This window comes from Streptomyces caelestis (assembly GCF_001279005.1).
GTDB classification, from domain to species: Bacteria; Actinomycetota; Actinomycetes; order Streptomycetales; family Streptomycetaceae; genus Streptomyces; species Streptomyces heliomycini.
Map to the genome: position 1 here is coordinate 82,432 of NZ_LGCN01000166.1, position 17,380 is coordinate 99,811.

Below are 17,380 nucleotides of genomic sequence, written 5' to 3' on the forward strand. Positions count from 1 at the left end.
AGCGGGCGTGGGCAACTTGACGGCCGAACCGGATCCGACGGGCGGCCGATCCGCTCGCCGCGTAGCCCGTGCGGCGGTCAGGTCTTCGTGGGTGTCCTACATGATCGTTTGTTGGACAGCTACTGGCAGGCGCAGGGGCACCGGGAGCGGTGCCGTCCGGGTCGGTCATCGCCCTCCTCGAAGGCGGGTGAACCCCAGCCGGGCGGCGGTGGGCCTGCCGCAGACCGCAGCTTCGGCTCGACCTGCCACACCGTCGTGCTACCTTTATTGGATAGCTACATCATCGTCAGTTTGCTTTTCTAGTACGGTCGTTGCCATCAAGGTGGCCCGGCCGGACCAAGGCTCCACCCGTCACTGATCGGCGGGCGTCCTGAAGGAAAGGCAAGTTGGGTGGTGTGCGCCACAACCCTGGACGGCCACCCGGCCGGGAGGGCAGGTGGGGGCACGGTGCCGAGTCAGGTCCAAGCCCTCGCCCTCTGCTGACCATAGCGGTGAGCAGGTCGAGAGACTGAGGAAGACCCCCGTGTCCCAAGTACCCGCGTCGGCCGTCGAGTCGCCGCTTTCCTCCTTCACTGAGTCCGACATTGTCGATCACCGGCTCATCGGTGCGCGTCTGCGTCCGCCCGCCTCGAAGGCGGTGATCGACAAAAGCATCGCCGCCGGCGTTGCGGCCGGCCTGAGCCACGAGATGGCCGAGGTCCTGACCGCCTCCGCTGCCGACCAGCAGCAGCTTCGCCGGGCTCTGCGCTCGCCGAAGGCTCAGCGCTTCGGCTCCGAGGAGTTCACGTACATCGAGTTCGATGTCGTGACCTGGCGCATCCTGCCGTCGCCGGACAACATCCGGTTCGAGGACGAGCACGCCCGCGGCACGATCCGTATGCCTCGCTTTGGGGCCGTCAAGGGGGAGGCGCTGCTCACCTTCGAGATGGACTCGGCCGACAAGATGATCGACGCGATGGCCCCGCGGATCGCCGACATGGTGGCGAACAACCCGCACGTCGGCTCCATTCTGGACCGCGGTATCGAAACACCGGGATGGTTGAGCGCCGTCCGGCTGACCACCGACGTTGGCACGGTGACCAGGCTGGAATCCACGGACGGCTTCGGTCGCACCGTCGCCGCCCACGAGGGCCTCGGCATCACGTTCAAGGACGTCGCGTGGAACCTGCGCCCCCGTAGCCGTCGCGCGATCAACCTACTCAACGACCTCGTGGACTGGGCCGGAAGCGACATCGTCACCGACGAGCAGGCCCGTAAGGTCCGCTGCTCGATCATGCCCAACGCCCGGGTGATCATCGCCTTCTCGGCCCCCCGGGCGTTCGACCGGGCTCGTCGGCGGCTCGTGGCGCACCTGCACATGGCGCCGCCCATGACCTTCTCCACCGCGACCACGCTGAACGCCAAGGCGAACGCCGCGGTGGACAACCTCTACGAACGCGAACTGCTTCCCGTCCCCAACGGGATGACCGCCGAAGAGGTCCGCAACATCCTCGACGGCACGCAGCGCGAGCATAACCTTCTCCCCGACCAGGTCGCCGTCCTGGCTTGCGGGGCCCTTAACCCTCACCCGAACAAGCGCCAGGCCCGCGCGGTCAACGAGGCGATCGCCGACCTCACCGGCACGAAGCCCAAGCTGGAGGAGCGCACCCAATTGGCCGCCGAGGTCGCCTTGCGGGGCTTCCCCGCGGACAAGCGACTCACCGCCTTGCGATCCGCGCTTGAGCGGGCCTGGCGCTGGTCGGTTCTGCGCGGAGTCGAGCTGACCTGCCGCACCCCGCTCGACCTGCTGTCCGAGGCACTCCGCGAACTCGTACAGGCCGGGGACGCCGCCGGCCCGGCCACCGCCGAACTCGCCGCGCTTGCCAGCTACCACCTGGTCGGGGGCCGCACCCAGTTGCTGACCCGATCCGAGTTCGGCCGCCGCGGCAGCAACACCGAGCCCCAACAGATCATGCGACAGCTGACCAAGACCGACGCTGGCCTGCGGCAGCTGTGCCAGGTCGTGCTGGACGGCCGTGCCGGACGGAACCCGCAGGAGTTGGCCGACGGCACCATGCCGCAGGACGACCTCATCACGGACGCCGAGACCCTCACCCCCGAGCGACTGCACGAACTCGCCGACCTGTCCGACGGAGAGGGCATCACGCACGAGAGCCCCGAGGACCGATTCGCGGTGGCGCTCAAAGGGTTCCAGGACCGCCTCGACGACCTGCTTGCCGCAGCTCTGAGGGTCGGCGAGGTGACCGACCAGGACGGCATAGCTCTGGTGGACACGTTGGGGTACGAGAATTCCAACGTGCGGACCACGCTTGCCGAGGTCACTGACCTCGTCTCGGAATGGCGAGGCGCGCGCCGTCGAGCCAGCCGGATGCGGGCCGACCGGGACCAGAGCGGTGAAACCCGGTGAAGCGCTTCGCGTGCACGCTCACCCCGGAGAACTACGACACTGCGTGCGATCTCGCCGGATCCGCACTGCTGCGACGCATCCCGGCCGCCTCGACGATCCTGCAGATCACAGAGGGTGGAGCCTGGGACGCATTCCCGACGGGGATCTACATAGCCGCCGACTTCGAGAACGTCATCCGCTACACCGGAAGCGCGATCCGCGATGGGTCGATCGGTGACCGCGTCCAAGAGCATGTACTGTCTGGGCGCGCCGCACGGTGGACCCGCCTGATGGCGGTCCCGCTGGCAGCGGACACCGAGGAGGACCTCGTGCGCAGGATCGAGGGCCGGATCGGAGCGGTCCTGCGCCCGATCGACACAAAGCGGCTCCCCACTTTCGGCGGGCCCCGGCGACCTGCCCAGCGTAGGGCCTCTCGGTAACGGGACGGAGAGGGCGCAGCGAAGGCCCCCTACTGCCACCTGGGGGTCTTCGCGCTCAGAATCAGCGTTGCCCTTGCAGGACTTCAAGATCATCCCATTGCCCCTTTGAGCCGTGTCTCGGTCGTCCCGTTCGGCCACCCTGGACAGTCCGTCCCGCTCCTGGACCTGGCTGGCTATCGGGCGGCCCCTCCCTTGTGGAGCCTGTCCCCAGGTCAGGTGCCGGATGGGTAGGAAGATCCACTGAGCAGGTGTGGGGTCACCCCCGAGCAGGGGATGGCCGGTTTCAACGAGCGCCCTCAGCTTCGAGGTGGCGAGGGCATCAGTGCTTCCCGCGGCTCGTCTCCGCTACGCGGCTTCAGCTGCGCGGGGAGCACCTGGGGCATCGCTCTGGATGACGGGCAGCAGCGCTGCCCAAGCCAGGACCTCGACCAAATGCTCGGCTAGCAGCCCGACATGGGGGTCGGGCTGGACAAGGGCGGTCGCCCGGCCGCAGGCGGTGCGTTCCGCCGCCCATTCGTGGTCGAGGCCGGCGAAGTCGTCGTCGATCCAGATCGCGGGCGCGTCTCCGAGCCATGTGTCGGCGTGGTCGCGTTTCCAGAGGTAGCCGTCGGGGTGGCTGTTGGTGATCTGCGGACGCGGGAGGTCGATGTACGGCATGGGCGGGAGGCCGAGGAGCGGACCGATGAGGGTGGTGGCGTCCTGGCGCCAACTGGTGCACCAGACGGGCGTGACCAGGCCGGTCCGGATCACCTGCATCAGCAGGGGACCGTGGGCGGGGTTGAGCCAGACGGTGACCGGGTCGTCGGCGCTCCGGCCGACGGGCACGACGTCGTGGCGGGTGTGAGTCGCCGGGCTGTCCCCTCCGGCGTCCGGGAAAGGTACGAGGACGCCATCGACGTCGAGGAGCAGATAGGGCGGCGGGCGCATCGGTTTCTCCCAGAGAAGTCGAGACGAAGGTCAGAGCTTGCGCGCGGTGATCAGCAGGGCAGTGGGCCAGCGGCCGTGACGGGCGTCGTGGAACTCCTGGGCCGAGGTGAGCCAGAAGCCGGCGTGGCTGAGGTGCTTCTCCCACCGGTCCGTGGAGTACTCCCAGCGGGCGATGGGGAGCCGGGTGCGGTCGGGGAGGGTGACGTAGTCGCGGCGGGGTCGGTCGTCGCCGGAGGGGTTGCGGCCGCCGCGCTGCGGGTGGGGGATGGAGAAGGCGAGCACCCGGCCGGGCGTGAGGCGTTGGGCGATGGCCGGGAGCAGGAGCTCGGGGGCGACGAGGCCGACGGCGCCGAAGACGGAGTAGATCGCGTCGAACCGTTCGTCGGAGGCGCGCAGGTAGTGCAGGGCGTGGCCGGCGACGAAGGTGAGGTTGTTCAACCGTCCGTAGTGGGAGCGGGCGCGGCGGACCTGGAGGCCGACCAGGTCGACGCCGGTGACGTGGGCGCCGTGGCGGGTGGCGAGGTGGGCGGCGTTGTGGCCGGGGCCGCAGCCGAGTTCCAGGAGTCGCTTGCTGCGCAGGTCGGGGCCGAGGATGTCGGCGCCGGGTCCTTGGCCGGGTCTCGTGGTCCATTCCATCCGGGCGGGTACGGAGAGGGGTTCGGCGAGTCCGGCGGCGGTGCGCTGGAGGGCGTGGGCGTGCCATGGGGATGCCTGGGCGAGCACGTCAGATCTCCAGGAGGTGGAGGACGTCGGTGAGGTGGCGGCGGACGGCCTTGATGTAGGCGGGGTCGGTGGCGGGGTCGCTGATCCAGCGGATGGACTGCTCCATGAACCACTCGACGGCCCACATGCGGTGCCAGCCCAGGGCCCAGTTCTCGGCGGTGAGTCCGCCGCGCGGGGCGAGGGCGTCGGGGGTGCCGCCGGCGGTGACGTACTGCTCCAGGAAGACGCGAAGGCGCACGGGGTGCGGGGGTTCGATGGTGCCGTGCCAGCTGGCGAGGTCGAGCAGGCCGGGGCCGGTGAAGGCGCGGGCGAAGTCGAGCAACCGCCAGCCGCGCTTGCCGATGTGGAGGCTGGTTGGGTGGAACTCGGAGTGCACCCAGCCGAAGGGGGCGATCGTTGCTCCGGCCGAGAGGGCCTCGGCGGTCTGGGCGATCCGGTCGAGCGCGTCCTCGACGTCGTCGGCGTCGTGCCAGCGGTCGGCCTTGCGTAGCTGTTCGAGATGCTCCAGTGCCCGGGTCGGCAGCGTGCGCAGCCGGTCCTGGTCGAGGACCGGCAGGGCGGGAGCCGTACGGGTGCCGTGCAGGACCACAGCCGCGGCAACGCCGTCCAGGTCGTCGGCCTCGCGGACGGACGGCCCGAGGTCTTCCATGAGCATGCCGAGCCAGCCGTCCAGAACGGCGGAGGCGTGGACCTGGGGGACGGGGACGCCGAGGGTGTGGGCCAGGCGGAGGGCCTGGTCCTCGCTGTCGAACGGCTTCTTGGCGTACTTGAAGATAGCCGTGGAGCCGTCGGGGAAGGTCACGCGCTCGACTCCGGACATGGACCACACGCGCACCTCCTCCCGTACGGCGGTGGCCTGACCGGCCACGGTGAGCAGGTTGTCGAGGAGTTCGGCGCTGGGGTTCGTGGTCACGTGGAAGCTCCGGGGGGTGATGGCGGCGTCCGGGGCGGGCGTGAGATGCCGGCCCGCCCCGGAGCCTGATCGGGTGGTGGGTTACGCGGCAGGGTTCACGCGGTGGGCGTAGACCTGCTCGATCCAGCCCGCCTTGAACGCGGCAAGGTCGTCCCGGAAGTTCGCCATAGAGGCACCGTAGGGCGCGACCACGCCGCCGGACTGGTCCGGCACGGACTGGCAGCCGTGCACGAGCCGTCCGCCGAGCGCGGTGTGGGCCTTGATGGACTCGATCCGGCGGTGCTCGTTGAACCAGCCACCGTGATAGACCTCGTCCAGCATCCCGCCCATCTCGTCGTCCAGGTCGAAGACGACGGAGGTGGCGGCGGGGAAGAACCAGCACGGGCCGACGTTGGAGATGTGCCCGTCGAGCTCGACCTTGTTGAGCGCCATGAGCGTGGCCGCCTCGCGGAGCATCCGCAGGTGGTCGGCGGTGATCTGCGGCAGGCCGAGGCCGACCAGGTGCTCGTCGCGGAACAGGTACGCGTACACCTCGTACGCGGTGGTGAGGACGCGGGCGGCGTCGGAGGTGGACTCGCCGTGGTTCTTGATGAAGTCGAGCGCGAGCTGCTCGACCGCGCTCTCGGTCGTCTCGTCCACACTGAGGAGCTGGGACTTGATCAGCTCCCAGTCGGCGACGAGCCAGGTGTTGGACTCGAAGCGGAAGAAGTACTCGGCCGGGTCGATGGTGATGCGCCGGCCGTCAGCCTGGATGCCGGGCAGGCGGCTCCAGCGCGGGTCGAACGCTTCGGGCAGCTCGACCGTGATGGCCGTGGTGTCGATGGTGGTCACCGTGTCTCCGTCTCTGATCGGCCGGGTCCGGGCATAGGAATGCCCGAACCAGGAGTGGGCGTACGTACGGAACTTCGAGGAGCCGCCCGGACCAAGCGGGAGCCTGGAGCACGGTCGCGCCGTTCCGGGCGGCTGCTGATAAGTGAACCGGTGGTTACGCTCAGTGGGTACGGTGGAAGGCAGTTGAAGCGGTATACGCGGTTTACAGCTCCGGAGTGGAGGCGATCGTGGCGGCGCAGAGAGAACCCAACTCCCGTCTGCGCGACGTCATCGACACGGTCGGCTGCACCTACGAGGCCCTCGCCAGGGACGTGCGGCGCATCGCCGCCGAGAACGGCGAGATCCTCCAGACCAACAAGTCGGCCATCTCGCACTGGGTGAACGGCACCCGCACCCCTTCGGGCCGGGTAGGTCAGTACCTGGCCGAGGCGCTGTCCCGCCGAGCGGGACGCACAATCACCCAGACCGAGATCGGTCTCCATGCCGGTGATGCTGAAGAGCCGGCGGAATCCGATCCCGTCCTCGCCGTCACTGACCTGGGGCGCGCCGACGTCGAGCGCCGCCGCTTCCTCGCCATCGCGGCCTTCACCACCGCCGGCGTCGCCATGCCGCTCAACCACGACCATGAGGCCACCGCCCGCATGCTCCGTGCCCGCACCGGCACGTCCCTGGTCGGCAGAGAGGACGTGGACGTCGTACGCCAGATCACCGCGGCCTTCAGCGCCGCCGACGAGCGCCTCGGCGGCGGGCACGGCCTGACCACCGTCACCGCGTACCTCGCCGACACCGCCGCCCCCATGCTGCGCGGACGCTTCCCCAGCGAAGCCTTACGCCGGGCCGCCTTCGGCGCCGTCGCCGAACTCGCCTACCTCGCGGGGTGGAAGCACCACGACCTGGGCCAGGAAGGCGCCGCCCAGCGCTACTACCAGGTCGGCTACCAACTGGCCTGCGAAGCCGACCCCCACGGCCACGCCGCCTGGATGATGCGCGCCCTCGCCCACCAGGCCCTGAGCCTGAAGCAGCCCCACCACTGCGTCGACCTCGTCGAAGGCGCCCTGCGACGCGGCCTCGGCCATGTCGATGGCCAGACCGAAGCCCTCCTTCACATCACCCACGCCCGCGCCTACGCCGCCGTCAACGAGAATCCCCTGGCCGCGCGCGCCCTCCTCGCTGCCGAAGACGCCCTCCTACGGGACGACGGCCCCCAGCCCAGCTACTCCCTCGTCAGCGGCCCCGCCGCCGGCACCGTGGCCAGCCACACCGCCCGCACCCTGACCGACCTCGCCGACCACATCGGCACCGAACAGCAGCACCGAGACGCACTCACCCGCTGGGACCCCGAGAAGTACAAGCGCGTCCACGCGCTCACCTACGCCGACCTCGGCGACAGCCTCGCCGCCCAGGCCCGCGCCGACGAGGCCGTCGCCGCCTGGACCCAAGCCCTGGCCCTCATGGAGGGCATGACCTCCGACCGCACCCGCAAGGCCGTCACCTCGCTCCGCTCCACCTTGTCCGTCTACCAGCGCCGCAAAGTGCCCGGAGCCGCCGAACTCGCCTGCCGCGCAAGCGAAGCACTGGCCTAAGCTGCCCACCAACCGGCCGACGAAGGGACCCCAGCCGTGGCTCAGCCACAGACCGACGACCAGCCCAAAGCCCTGCCGCCCGCCCTTGGGTCCATGACCCTGCTGGTCGCCGCTGTCATCGTCCACGACAAAGCCACCAACCGGATCGTCCTCCTCCAGCGCAGTCAGAACGCCAAGTTCGCCCAGGACATGTGGGATCTGCCGGTCGGCAAGAGCGAGCCCGGCGAACCCATCACCGAGACCGCGGTCCGCGAGCTGTACGAGGAGACCGGCCTGACCGTGAAGCCGGAAGCCCTGAAGGTCGCCCACATCATCCACGGCGCCTGGGGCGTCGAAGCCCCAAATGGATTCCTGACGGTCGTCTTCGCCGCCCACGAATGGACCGGCAAACCCGAGAACCGCGAGCCTCGCAAGCACTCCCAGGTCTGCTGGGTCGACGCCAACGCCATCCCCGAAAATTTCGTAGATACCACCTCAAGTGCCCTCCACCATTATCTAGAGGGAGGCTCAGAAGTCTCCCTTGACGGCTGGCAATAGCAACAGGAAGCGGCCTGACTATTTGCCAAGGCGGCCATTCGCAACAGGTGTACGACAGCCACGGTCGTTCGCGCGTCATCAAGGCACCAAGGCCGTTGCCTCCCTGCTCAATGCCATCGTGCGTCCCGCTCACCGAATGCAACCCGCGCGACTTGCTGCCCCGTGCGGTACCGGCGCAATGTACTCACATGATCGGCCAGATGATCCCGCGATCCGGAAGTCTCACGAGAGGCCAGGCAGGCCCTGAGGCATCACCTGCTGTACGGCGCCAGCCCCTCATTTCCGGCGACGACCAACGAGTCGACGAGCATCTGCCACTCGTCCAATTCACCGAGTTCCTCGGCCGTCCTACGAATTTCCTTGAGCCAGCTGTTCGAGAGCCACGACTGCTTGACCGTGACACGTCCGTCTTGAATGCAGAGGTCGGAAACCCAATGCACGCCACGGGTAGCCTGGACTTCCTCCGAGAGCTTCCGCAGGATGCCGATGAGCGCGTCGACGGACTTGGCCTCCCCGCGAGCGGTCGGCAGCCAATCGTCGATCGACTCAACGAGGTCCTCAGCGCGAACCCAGTCGACGGGTTCACCGACGACCTCGTTGTACAGGCCCTGCGTCCATGGAAGAGGGTCCGGCAGCAAGGCAGCGGCAGCCCAGTCGCCCCAATGATGGTCACGGTAGGGGCTCGAGTCGTCACTCAGGTAGCCAATGGCATGGCGCAGCAACGACGGCCAGACACCTCGGGCAGCTTCAGCCAAGCGTTCGTTCTCTGCACCTGCCGCAGCAAGACCGTGAAGAAAATTCGTCATCAGCCCTGCACCTTCGCGAAGAACGTCGAGGTGTTCGAGCACCGGTTCGGCGTCACCGTTATTCGCGAAGCCTTCGAGCAGGGCCCGTGCGGCAACGAGCGTGTGCATCCCGCGGTCGTCCGCGGTCCAGCCCTCCTTCTCCTGCGCAACCATGGCGCGTCGCTCGACGTCGAGAAACGCGGCGAGGAGCGTGGCTGCGTCGTCGGTGCAACAGTGGTCCGTCGACGCGGCTGCCCCAAGTCCGCGAATGGCTGCGTCCAGAACCGCGATGTCTACGGAGTCACCCGGTAGTTCCTGGAGGCATTCGACAACGTCGCCAGCAATCTGGACATTCGGCTGTCGCTGGCCGTCCTGGTCCCATGGACCGATTTCTGCGCCTCGGGCGGTTTCAAGCAACCAGTTCAACGCTGTCCGGTGGATGCAAGGGTCGAAGTGGCATGGGGATCTCCAGACGACATCGCATCCACGCGCCAGGTACAGCCGAGTCTCCAAGGACGCCTTGCCTGCCATCGCAAGACCCGCCTGGGCAACATCTTCGGTCGAGCCACCGGCCGCTTCCAGCGGTGCGGCCAGTGCGGGTGTGAGGAACGCCGGCAGGGCTTGAGCCACAGCTCGGTCGGCACTGAGGTCGAAGTACTGGTCCTCGTGGCCCTGGTCCTCGGCGTCCTGGAACGATGATGCGATGCCGATGACGAGCTCAGCTGCGAACTGCGCTTCGCAGCCCAGCGCCTCCAGATCGCCAGCGGCGGCTCGTTCGACCGCTGCTCGGACGACGTGGGCAACAGCGTCCACAGGCCGGTTCGGCATCAGGTCTTCATCGGCTTCGATCAAGGCACGTCCTGTCGTCAGGTCCGCAGCGATCTCCTTCGACGAGGGCGGACAGTACTCCGCGTCATGCTTGGCCGAGCCCCAGTACCGATTCTGCAGGCGCAGGCTGGTCTGCACGATCTCCTGGTGAGCCTCGTGCGCTTCTTGCGCGGCTTGCAGCTCAAGCGGTGGTTCGACCTCGATGTAGACCTCATCCCCATGCCGCTTAACTCGATATTGCTCCGGGTCCAGGCTTGCGGCCCAGTTCTTCGTACGCTCCTGGCTAATGCTCAGTCGGTCGCCGTTCTCGACAAGCTTGTCGGCGACCTTCTTCAAAGCCTGGGCACGCTCCTGTCCGCCGTGCACCATCAGCCACATGGCTACCTCACGCGGTGTCCACTGGCGGCGTTCAAGGTTTGCGAGCCCTTCGGTTGCCGCACGCAGCCCTATGTACTCACTCGTCCTGCGGCCAAACTCCAACTCCCATACGACAGGTTCGGCGAGGAAAAGGTCGAGCTCGGTGCCGACTTTCTCAATGTGGCGCACTAGCAGACCGAATAGCATCCCCGGAATAGCCAGGTTCTCGCAGCCGTTCAAGAGTGTCTCGACAACCAACCTCGGTGACGCACCCTGACTCAACCATGTGTCGGCAAGACGCTCCATCGCCTGGAGTGCGCTCATAGCTGAGTATGGGCCAACTGACGTCCCCCGATACCAGCTCCACACATGACTGTCGCCGACGTACAGGCGGGCGGCGCCGTCAAGGTTCAGGACCGCACCGCGGTCTTCTCCTTCTCCGCTTTCTGTATCGACATCTACGCTTTCGTTCCGGGCGTGGACGGGCCCAGCAAATGCGTCAGGCGAACTAAGCCGCGACAGCGTCGCTACGCGCGCCCGCGCACCGCTGTTCAGGATGTCGTTCAGCACCCGCACCGATGTCGGCAACGGAGCTGTCTGGAACAGCTGCCAGAATCCACCGAAATAGTACTGGAAGAACGGTGGTCCGAAACCTGTCCACCGACCCTGATGCCCCCGGACACCCTCATCTCGGTGCCAACTCGGCTCGTCGTCGATGTAGTAGGCCGCCATCAACGTCGCCAGTAGCTCTGGGCTCTTCTGCGCCAAGGCTCGGGCGCTCAGCGGCGAATCCGCGGCCGGAGCCAGGAACGCTGGCGCGTCGTCCGCGATAGCCCGAAGGCACGCTTCGACGGCATCATCGATGTCCGGACCGAGCAGGGCCAACGTTTCGACGAACTCTTCCTTCGTCAGGTGGTAATCCAGCTCGCGTCGGCGTCGCCGACGCTGCGGCATCCACCCAGACGGTGTCTCCCCGCCGGTTTTGTGCAGAGGGAACGAGTTCCAGTAGGCAAGGAGACGGGCTCGAAGCCTGATTCGTAGCTCGTTGCCAGCCGGAACGTCCGCTAGGGACAAGGCTTGCAGCCAGTCCGCGAGCAGTTCGAACGACTCCTTCGACACGTCCCACGGCTCTTTGTCATCGAGGAGGAGTTGCACAACGGGCTTCGTGACTAGAGGGTCGACCAGCCCATTGACCTTATGCCGCTGCTGAACAACTCGGACTACGTCGCCGAGCACCAAGCCGACCGACTGGTCCGTGCACGCTGACTTCAGGCATTTGTACCCGAACGGTGTCTCCAGTACCGCCTCCACCGGAACGTCAGTCCACCGGGGTCCGCGTGCTGCCGCGAACACCTCGAATTGCGAGCTCAGTTCGATGAACTTTCGGACAGGCCGAGCGTCCGGTGCTTTCAGTAGTCCCTCGCACGCAAGAATGGCGGCCGACAGCGCCCACCGAGGCGCTCCCGCTGACTGCAGCAAATCGGTGGGGCTCTGACCACGGACGAGAAGGATGGCGGTCGCGTACCGCCGGACTTCGTCATGTGCAAATTCCGGCTGATTCCGATACCGGCTCGGTGGTGCGAGCAAATGGTCCCGACGCAGCGCGTCGACCGCTGCAGCATCAACGCCTGCGCCAGGTCGACGGTCCTCGGGCAGCTTCATGGTCTCTGCGGCTACTGCGAGCAACGTCTGTTCGCGTGCCTCCGCCGAGCCGACACCGGGCCGCCCATCGCCGCGAACAATCCGGCTCCACACCAGATCAAGGCATTCCCACTCACCCAGTGAACTTTCCGGCTCTGCCCCGGTCCGAGCCAGAAGGTCCAGTACAACGGGCCTTCTCAGCAGCGAGTTCGCAGGCAGGTCTCGCAGGACCGTACGCAAAAGCGGAAAGTGGTCTGAGACGACAGAGATGTCCTCATCGCCCAACGGCCGCATTTCGAAGGATGAAATGGACTTCGCGAACCCCAGCTCCACCTGTTCTCGCACGAAACCCAGTGCCACGTCAGATGTCACAACAACGAGCCCAACACCCGCCGCAGCCGCTGCCAGCACCAGGTCACTCAACAGGCCGGCAGATCGCTCCAGAGCAGCATCAGCCGCATCGATGACCAGGACCCGAGACGGTGCCGATGTCTCCGCGAGCACATCCTCCAGCGACATCCCGAGCGCAGCCCGCAGCTCCAAGCTCGACTGCGGCAAGCCGCGGAAGTTCACCACCACCCCCTGAAACCCAACGGGGTCTGCGGCTTCCAACTCTTCGACGGCCGACAGCGTCAGCGCGCTCTTACCGATGCCCGACTCGCCGGATACCAGCAGAGCCGAAACACGAGTACCTGCCTCGCGCAGGACCCCAGCGAGTTGCTCGCGACGGTCGGCGAACGAGATCTCGACCGGCCCGCCAGATGCCTCATCACCGATCGTGGTCCGCACACGGGCAACAGCCAGCTTGCGTTGTTCAGCGAGCACCGACCACGCGTGCCGGCTTCGAGTCGCGGCCGAGTCCAAGAGCACGTGAATGTCACGGCGAAGCACCTTGAGGTCCACCACGGCGCCCGTCGCGTCGTAGCGGGTTGCCTCGACCTCAAGCTGGTTCCGGACCACCACTCCGTCGGTGGCAGCTGAGGCCACGCCGTCCAGCGACGTTGCGACCGCCGCGCGGTCACCTTCGTCCGGGCTCTGGACCGCGAAACTGAGGATGTGCAGCCGACCAAGCAGCCGCCACGCCAGCCGCAGGACCTCTTTCGGTACTGTGCCGTCTTCGACGACCTTCTCGACCACCTTCAGAAAGTGCTTCTGCCGCTCACGCACCGGCTTCGACCAGCGGCCATCGACGTCCATGGACGCTTGGAATGACTCCGGGTCGGCATGGGCCCGCGCGATATCACAGAGCGTTGCGAGGTGGTCCCACTGATTGGACCGGCCGGCGGTTGCGACGGCGACCTGGTGAGTGTCTGTGTCGAACCTTTCGACTTCGGAAAGCAGCGACCCGACGAGCTTCACCGTCTCGTCATGGCTCGGGACGAAGTCCGGCGTTGCGCGGCATGCCACGGCAAGGGTGACCTCGCCTGACTCATCGCCGCACTCAACAAGAAGGTCATCTACCGGATGCGCCGGACCAGTTTGGAACGACACCCTCCGGACCGGCAGCTCAGATGCCTCCGTCCGTCGCACACCGGTCAACATGCCAGCGAGATAGACAGCCGCGACGCGATGCGCGAACGAAACACCACCGCCGCCCGTCGCGTAGGTGCTCGATCCTCGCGCACTTTCACCGGTTGCGGCTGTGGCGCCTCCGGCGGCCGCATCCTGGGGAGCAGCGGCGGGCTCAGATGCCGCCTCGCCCTCGGACCGAGCAGCAGCATCCGGGGCAACAGACTCGTTCATGTATTCCTCGGTGGCGTTGTGCTATCAGTGGCCGCACGGCTCACCGTAGCGGTGCGTCGTCAACCGTGCAGCGATATATCGCATCAATCCCTGTCCAGTCCGCACACAGTCCGCAGGACACCCGATCAAGACCGTCGCGCCCCATCGCCACCCATCACGAAAAGGCCAGGTCAGCAACCTGCAGTGATCATCTCCGCAGGTCACCGACCCGCCCCATTACTAGGAGACCAAGAAGGCCTGACCCGGCCTCCCTCCGCGACGGCGATCGGTGCACCCTCGCGGTTCGCGGGTGGGGGGAGGGGCCCCGCCGCTCCGTGCGGCGGGGTCCCTCGGCGTTTCCGTGACCGGTCACGCGGGGCGTGGGATGCTGGGCGGATGGAGCTGGAGGATCTGGTGCGGTTGCGGCGGGCCCGGGACCGGATGGACCGGGAGTACGCCGAGCCGCTCGACGTCACGGAGCTGGCGCGGACCGCGCTGATGTCGCCCGGTCACTTCCAGCGCAGCTTCCGCGCGGCGTACGGGCAGACGCCGTACGCCTATCTCATGACGCGGCGCATCGAGCGGGCCAAGGCGTTGCTGCGGCGGGGCGATCTCACGGTGACGGAGGTGTGCCTCGCGGTCGGCTGCACCTCGCTGGGGTCGTTCAGCTCCCGGTTCACCGAGCTGGTCGGGGAGACGCCGAGCGCGTACCGGGCCCGGTCGCACGAGGAGAGCGCGGTGATCCCGCCGTGCGTGGCCCGGATGTACACCCGGCCGGTCCGGGGCCGGCCCCGGCTCGATCCGGGCGGAACCTTCTAATGTGGGCGCATGGACACAGGAAACGACGTACGGCTCGCCCAGTGCTTCATCGCCGTCGACGACCACGACAAGGCGCTGGCCTTCTACCGTGACGTACTGGGGCTCGAGGTCCGCAACGACGTGGGGTTCGAGGGGATGCGCTGGGTGACGGTCGCCTCGGCGGAGCAGCCGGACGTGGAGATCGTGCTGGAGCCGCCCGCCGCGAACCCGGACGCCTCCCCCGGTGACAAGCAGGCGATGGCCGAGCTGCTGGCCAAGGGCATGCTGCGCGGGGTCAACTTCACCACCACCGACTGCGACGCCCTCTTCGAGCGCGTCCGCGCCGCCGGTGTGGATGTGCTCCAGGAGCCGGTGGACCAGCCGTACGGGGTGCGCGACTGCGCGTTCCGCGACCCGGCGGGGAACATGCTGCGCTTCATGGAACGCCCCCGGCGGTGAACGTCCGCCGGCCGTACGCCCTCATCGACCGTCCGGCGGCCGGGGCCGACCGGGCCGGCGGGTTCCGGACGGCCGTCACGGGCACGCGCCTGTCCGAACCGAGCGGGGGCGCCGGGGAGTTCGCGACCCCGCGGGCGGAGGGCGCCGACGCCTGCGTGGGGATGCAGCGGATCGTCTCGACTTCTCCTTCGACGACGTGCCCGGGTTCGTCGCGAACGCGCTGCGGCTGGGCGCGGAGACGGTCGGCGAGCACGAGGGGTGGGCCGTACTGCGGTCGCCCGCGGGGCAGTTGTTCCGCGCGGTGCCCTGGCACGGGGAGTCGGTACGGCCGCCCGTCGTGCACGGCGGCCGTCCGGGCCAGGTGCGCCCCGAAACGGGCGAGCCGGCCCGCCGGCCGGACTAGTCGGTGGTGACGCGACAGGCGATGGCCACCAGGCCGTCCTCGGCGCCCGGCGACGGCTCGGGGACGGGGCACCGCGTCTCCCAGCCCTCCGGGAGGACGGGGGTCGGGTCGGGCTCCGTCCTCTCCCAGCGGGCCGGGGACGGCGGTTCGGCCTCGTCCTGCAGCCACAGGGTCAGTCCGCCCCCGACGATCACGACGGCCGTCCAGATGCCCACGCCCCACCGCCACACCGCGCCCATGCCGCAACGCTAGCGCTTGGTGGGGGCCGGGCTCCCGGCGTCCTTCCGGATTCGGCCTGAACCGGAGGCGCCGGTCTCCCCGGCTTCCTCTGCTTCGCGGGAGCGGGATTCCCGGCATTCCGGGTTGCGGCACGGGCCGTGCCCCCACACCGGAACCCATGCGCCCAGCGTCTTGTGGCGCCGGACCACCTTCTCCACCGGCTGTCCGCAGGCGGGACAGACGGGCTGTTCGCTGTCCATGCCCCCAGGGTAGGCCCGGAACGGGGTCAGCGCTTCCTGCTGTACGTCCGCACGACGGGGTACGTCTTGACGACCGTCTCGTCGCGATCCCGTCGACCTCGTCGACCGGTTCACCGGCCCGGTCGGCCCCGGCGTGCGGGAGGCGACGTGTGCGCGCGGGTGGACGTAGGGGCTGGTGACGCCCTCCTGCGGGGCCAGGCCGCAGCCGGCCCGGCCCTGGACGATCGTGGTGAACCGCTTGTTCGGCAGGTGGTCGATGACGTACGTGAGCTTGCGCGACGCGGTCTCTTCCCGTGGGCGGCACTCGTCGTCGACGACTCCGGCTGTAGTGCTCCGAGCGTGGTGGCCACACGGGTTCATCGGGGCCGGGGCCAGACGGGAAACGGGATTCCGCATGGTTCGGTGCCGGGCTTCGTGCGGGGCGGTCGCCGCCGGGCGGCCTATCCGGGGTGCGGTCCCCAGCCGGCGACCGCGAGGAACAGGCTCACGACCATGACGGGCACGACCGCCACGGTGACCGCCACCCCGCGGGGGCGGCGGGCGTCGGCGGACAACGGCGCGTGCGGCAGCTGCGCCCACTGCCGGGCCGCCTCCCGCTGCTCACCGGCGCGTCGTACGGCGGCGCCGGCCCGCAGGGCGGCGGCGGCCGTACCGCCCGCGGCCGCCACCCCCACCGGCGCCCACCACGTCGTGGCCACGAGCAGCACCAGGGCGACCGTCCCGAGGGAGCCCCAGCCGGTCAGGCAGGCGATCGCCGCCGTGCGGCGGGACAGCGGCCGGTCGGCTCCGGCGCGCAGGTCGGCGAGGGCCGGCAGGTACCAGACGCAGCCGGCGGCCGTCACCGCCGCGCATCCCAGGGCCAGAACGGGTTGCGGCACGGCTCACTCCGCCGTCCCGGTCGCGGCGATCTCGGGGTGGTGCAGGTCGAACGCCGGGGATTCGCTGCGGATCTTCGGCAGGGTGCGGAAGTTGTGCCGCGGCGGCGGGCAGGAGGTCGCCCACTCCAGGGAGCGGCTGTAGCCCCACGGGTCGTCGACGCCGACCGGCTCGCCGTACTTGGCCGTCTTCCAGATGTTGTAGAAGAACGGCAGGATCGACAGGCCGAGCAGGAACGACCCGATGGAGGACAGGGTGTTCAGGGCGGTGAAGCCGTCGGCGGCGAGGTAGTCGGCGTAGCGGCGGGGCATGCCCTCGACACCCAGCCAGTGCTGGACCAGGAAGGTCAGGTGGAAACCGGCCGTGAGGGTCCAGAAGGTGATCTTCCCGAGGCGTTCGTCGAGCATCCTGCCGGTGAACTTCGGCCACCAGAAGTGGAAGCCGGCGAACATCGCGTACACGACCGTGCCGAAGACGGTGTAGTGGAAGTGCGCCACCACGAAGTAGGTGTCGGAGACGTGGAAGTCCAGCGGCGGTGAGGCCAGGATGACACCGGTCAGGCCGCCGAAGACGAAGGTGATCAGGAAGCCGATCGTCCACAGCATCGGGGTCTCGAAGCTGAGCGAGCCCTTCCACATGGTGCCGATCCAGTTGAAGAACTTCACACCGGTGGGCACCGCGATCAGGAACGT

16 protein-coding genes are annotated in these 17,380 nt (G+C 68.2%); 7 read left to right on the plus strand and 9 right to left on the minus strand.

Annotated elements, in window-relative coordinates; all coding sequences use genetic code 11:
• Window positions 1-523 precede the first annotated feature (523 nt).
• The gene (locus ADK41_RS15295; protein ID WP_030836135.1) at window positions 524-2,407 is read left to right on the plus strand and encodes a hypothetical protein; all 1,884 of its coding nucleotides are present in this window, start codon (window positions 524-526) and stop codon (window positions 2,405-2,407) included.
• Window positions 2,404-2,826 (plus strand): hypothetical protein, encoded by a 423-nt coding sequence (locus ADK41_RS15300; RefSeq protein ID WP_030836138.1) that lies wholly within the window; start codon window positions 2,404-2,406, stop codon window positions 2,824-2,826. Before ADK41_RS15295 ends, ADK41_RS15300 begins: the two co-directional genes overlap by 4 nt.
• 345 nt (window positions 2,827-3,171) lie before the next feature.
• Here ADK41_RS15300 and ADK41_RS15305 read toward each other — a convergent pair whose 3' ends face one another.
• From ADK41_RS15305 to ADK41_RS15320, 4 genes are all read right to left on the minus strand, one after another.
• Entirely contained in the window at window positions 3,172-3,753 is a 582-nt protein-coding gene (locus tag ADK41_RS15305) for an HAD domain-containing protein (RefSeq protein WP_030836143.1), read from the minus strand.
• Window positions 3,754-3,783: 30 nt separating this feature from the next.
• Window positions 3,784-4,476, minus strand: a complete 693-nt coding sequence (locus tag ADK41_RS15310) for a class I SAM-dependent methyltransferase (RefSeq protein ID WP_030836144.1) — start codon at window positions 4,474-4,476, stop codon at window positions 3,784-3,786.
• A 1-nt stretch (window position 4,477) separates the two neighbouring features.
• Window positions 4,478-5,389 (minus strand): phosphotransferase, encoded by a 912-nt coding sequence (locus ADK41_RS15315; RefSeq protein WP_030836146.1) that lies wholly within the window; start codon window positions 5,387-5,389, stop codon window positions 4,478-4,480.
• An 81-nt stretch (window positions 5,390-5,470) separates the two neighbouring features.
• Entirely contained in the window at window positions 5,471-6,220 is a 750-nt protein-coding gene (locus ADK41_RS15320) for a hypothetical protein (RefSeq protein WP_030836148.1), read from the minus strand.
• A 227-nt stretch (window positions 6,221-6,447) separates the two neighbouring features.
• Here ADK41_RS15320 and ADK41_RS15325 point away from each other — a divergent pair, with 227 nt between their 5' ends.
• On the plus strand, window positions 6,448-7,803 hold the full coding sequence (locus ADK41_RS15325; protein ID WP_030836150.1) for a hypothetical protein: 1,356 nt from the start codon (window positions 6,448-6,450) through the stop codon (window positions 7,801-7,803).
• A 93-nt stretch (window positions 7,804-7,896) separates the two neighbouring features.
• A complete protein-coding gene (locus tag ADK41_RS15330; RefSeq protein ID WP_234319155.1) occupies window positions 7,897-8,340 on the plus strand; it encodes an NUDIX domain-containing protein in 444 nt (147 codons plus the stop codon).
• A 251-nt stretch (window positions 8,341-8,591) separates the two neighbouring features.
• Here ADK41_RS15330 and ADK41_RS15335 read toward each other — a convergent pair whose 3' ends face one another.
• The gene (locus tag ADK41_RS15335) at window positions 8,592-13,694 is read right to left on the minus strand and encodes an ATP-binding protein (protein ID WP_199822425.1); all 5,103 of its coding nucleotides are present in this window, start codon (window positions 13,692-13,694) and stop codon (window positions 8,592-8,594) included.
• A gap of 375 nt (window positions 13,695-14,069) precedes the next feature.
• Between ADK41_RS15335 and ADK41_RS15340 the strand changes: the two genes are divergently transcribed.
• The 3 genes from ADK41_RS15340 to ADK41_RS44060 all read left to right on the plus strand — a co-directional run bounded on the left by ADK41_RS15340 (window position 14,070) and on the right by ADK41_RS44060 (window position 15,333).
• Window positions 14,070-14,492: a helix-turn-helix transcriptional regulator gene (locus ADK41_RS15340; protein WP_030836157.1), complete on the plus strand. Its 423-nt coding sequence runs from the start codon at window positions 14,070-14,072 to the stop codon at window positions 14,490-14,492.
• Between the two features lie 9 nt (window positions 14,493-14,501).
• Window positions 14,502-14,930, plus strand: a complete 429-nt coding sequence (locus tag ADK41_RS15345) for a VOC family protein (protein WP_030836160.1) — start codon at window positions 14,502-14,504, stop codon at window positions 14,928-14,930.
• A 196-nt stretch (window positions 14,931-15,126) separates the two neighbouring features.
• Window positions 15,127-15,333 carry a hypothetical protein gene (locus tag ADK41_RS44060; RefSeq protein WP_051843643.1) on the plus strand — a complete coding sequence of 69 codons (207 nt, stop codon included), beginning with the start codon at window positions 15,127-15,129 and terminating at the stop codon, window positions 15,331-15,333.
• Here ADK41_RS44060 and ADK41_RS15355 read toward each other — a convergent pair.
• The 4 genes from ADK41_RS15355 to ADK41_RS15365 form a co-directional block, all read right to left on the minus strand.
• Complete coding sequence (locus ADK41_RS15355; RefSeq protein WP_037805296.1) at window positions 15,330-15,572, minus strand: hypothetical protein; 243 nt, start codon at window positions 15,570-15,572, stop codon at window positions 15,330-15,332. The genes ADK41_RS44060 and ADK41_RS15355 overlap by 4 nt on opposite strands.
• Before the next feature lie 9 nt (window positions 15,573-15,581).
• Window positions 15,582-15,812 (minus strand): hypothetical protein, encoded by a 231-nt coding sequence (locus ADK41_RS43155; protein ID WP_078662211.1) that lies wholly within the window; start codon window positions 15,810-15,812, stop codon window positions 15,582-15,584.
• Between the two features lie 440 nt (window positions 15,813-16,252).
• Window positions 16,253-16,690 carry a hypothetical protein gene (locus tag ADK41_RS15360; RefSeq protein WP_051843644.1) on the minus strand — a complete coding sequence of 146 codons (438 nt, stop codon included), beginning with the start codon at window positions 16,688-16,690 and terminating at the stop codon, window positions 16,253-16,255.
• Between the two features lie 3 nt (window positions 16,691-16,693).
• Window positions 16,694-17,380 (minus strand): cytochrome c oxidase subunit I (locus ADK41_RS15365; RefSeq protein WP_209438648.1); only part of this gene is annotated, 687 nt, incomplete at its 5' end.

Coding starts and splice junctions, on each gene's coding strand:
- ADK41_RS15355 (WP_037805296.1), bottom strand. CDS start 15,572: ATGGGCGCGGTGTGGCGGTGGGGCGTGGGCATCTGGACGGCCGTCGTG.
- ADK41_RS15330 (WP_234319155.1), top strand. CDS start 7,897: ATGACCCTGCTGGTCGCCGCTGTCATCGTCCACGACAAAGCCACCAAC.
- ADK41_RS43155 (WP_078662211.1), bottom strand. CDS start 15,812: ATGGACAGCGAACAGCCCGTCTGTCCCGCCTGCGGACAGCCGGTGGAG.
- ADK41_RS15340 (WP_030836157.1), top strand. CDS start 14,070: ATGGAGCTGGAGGATCTGGTGCGGTTGCGGCGGGCCCGGGACCGGATG.
- ADK41_RS15335 (WP_199822425.1), bottom strand. CDS start 13,694: ATGAACGAGTCTGTTGCCCCGGATGCTGCTGCTCGGTCCGAGGGCGAG.
- ADK41_RS15305 (WP_030836143.1), bottom strand. CDS start 3,753: ATGCGCCCGCCGCCCTATCTGCTCCTCGACGTCGATGGCGTCCTCGTA.
- ADK41_RS15345 (WP_030836160.1), top strand. CDS start 14,502: ATGGACACAGGAAACGACGTACGGCTCGCCCAGTGCTTCATCGCCGTC.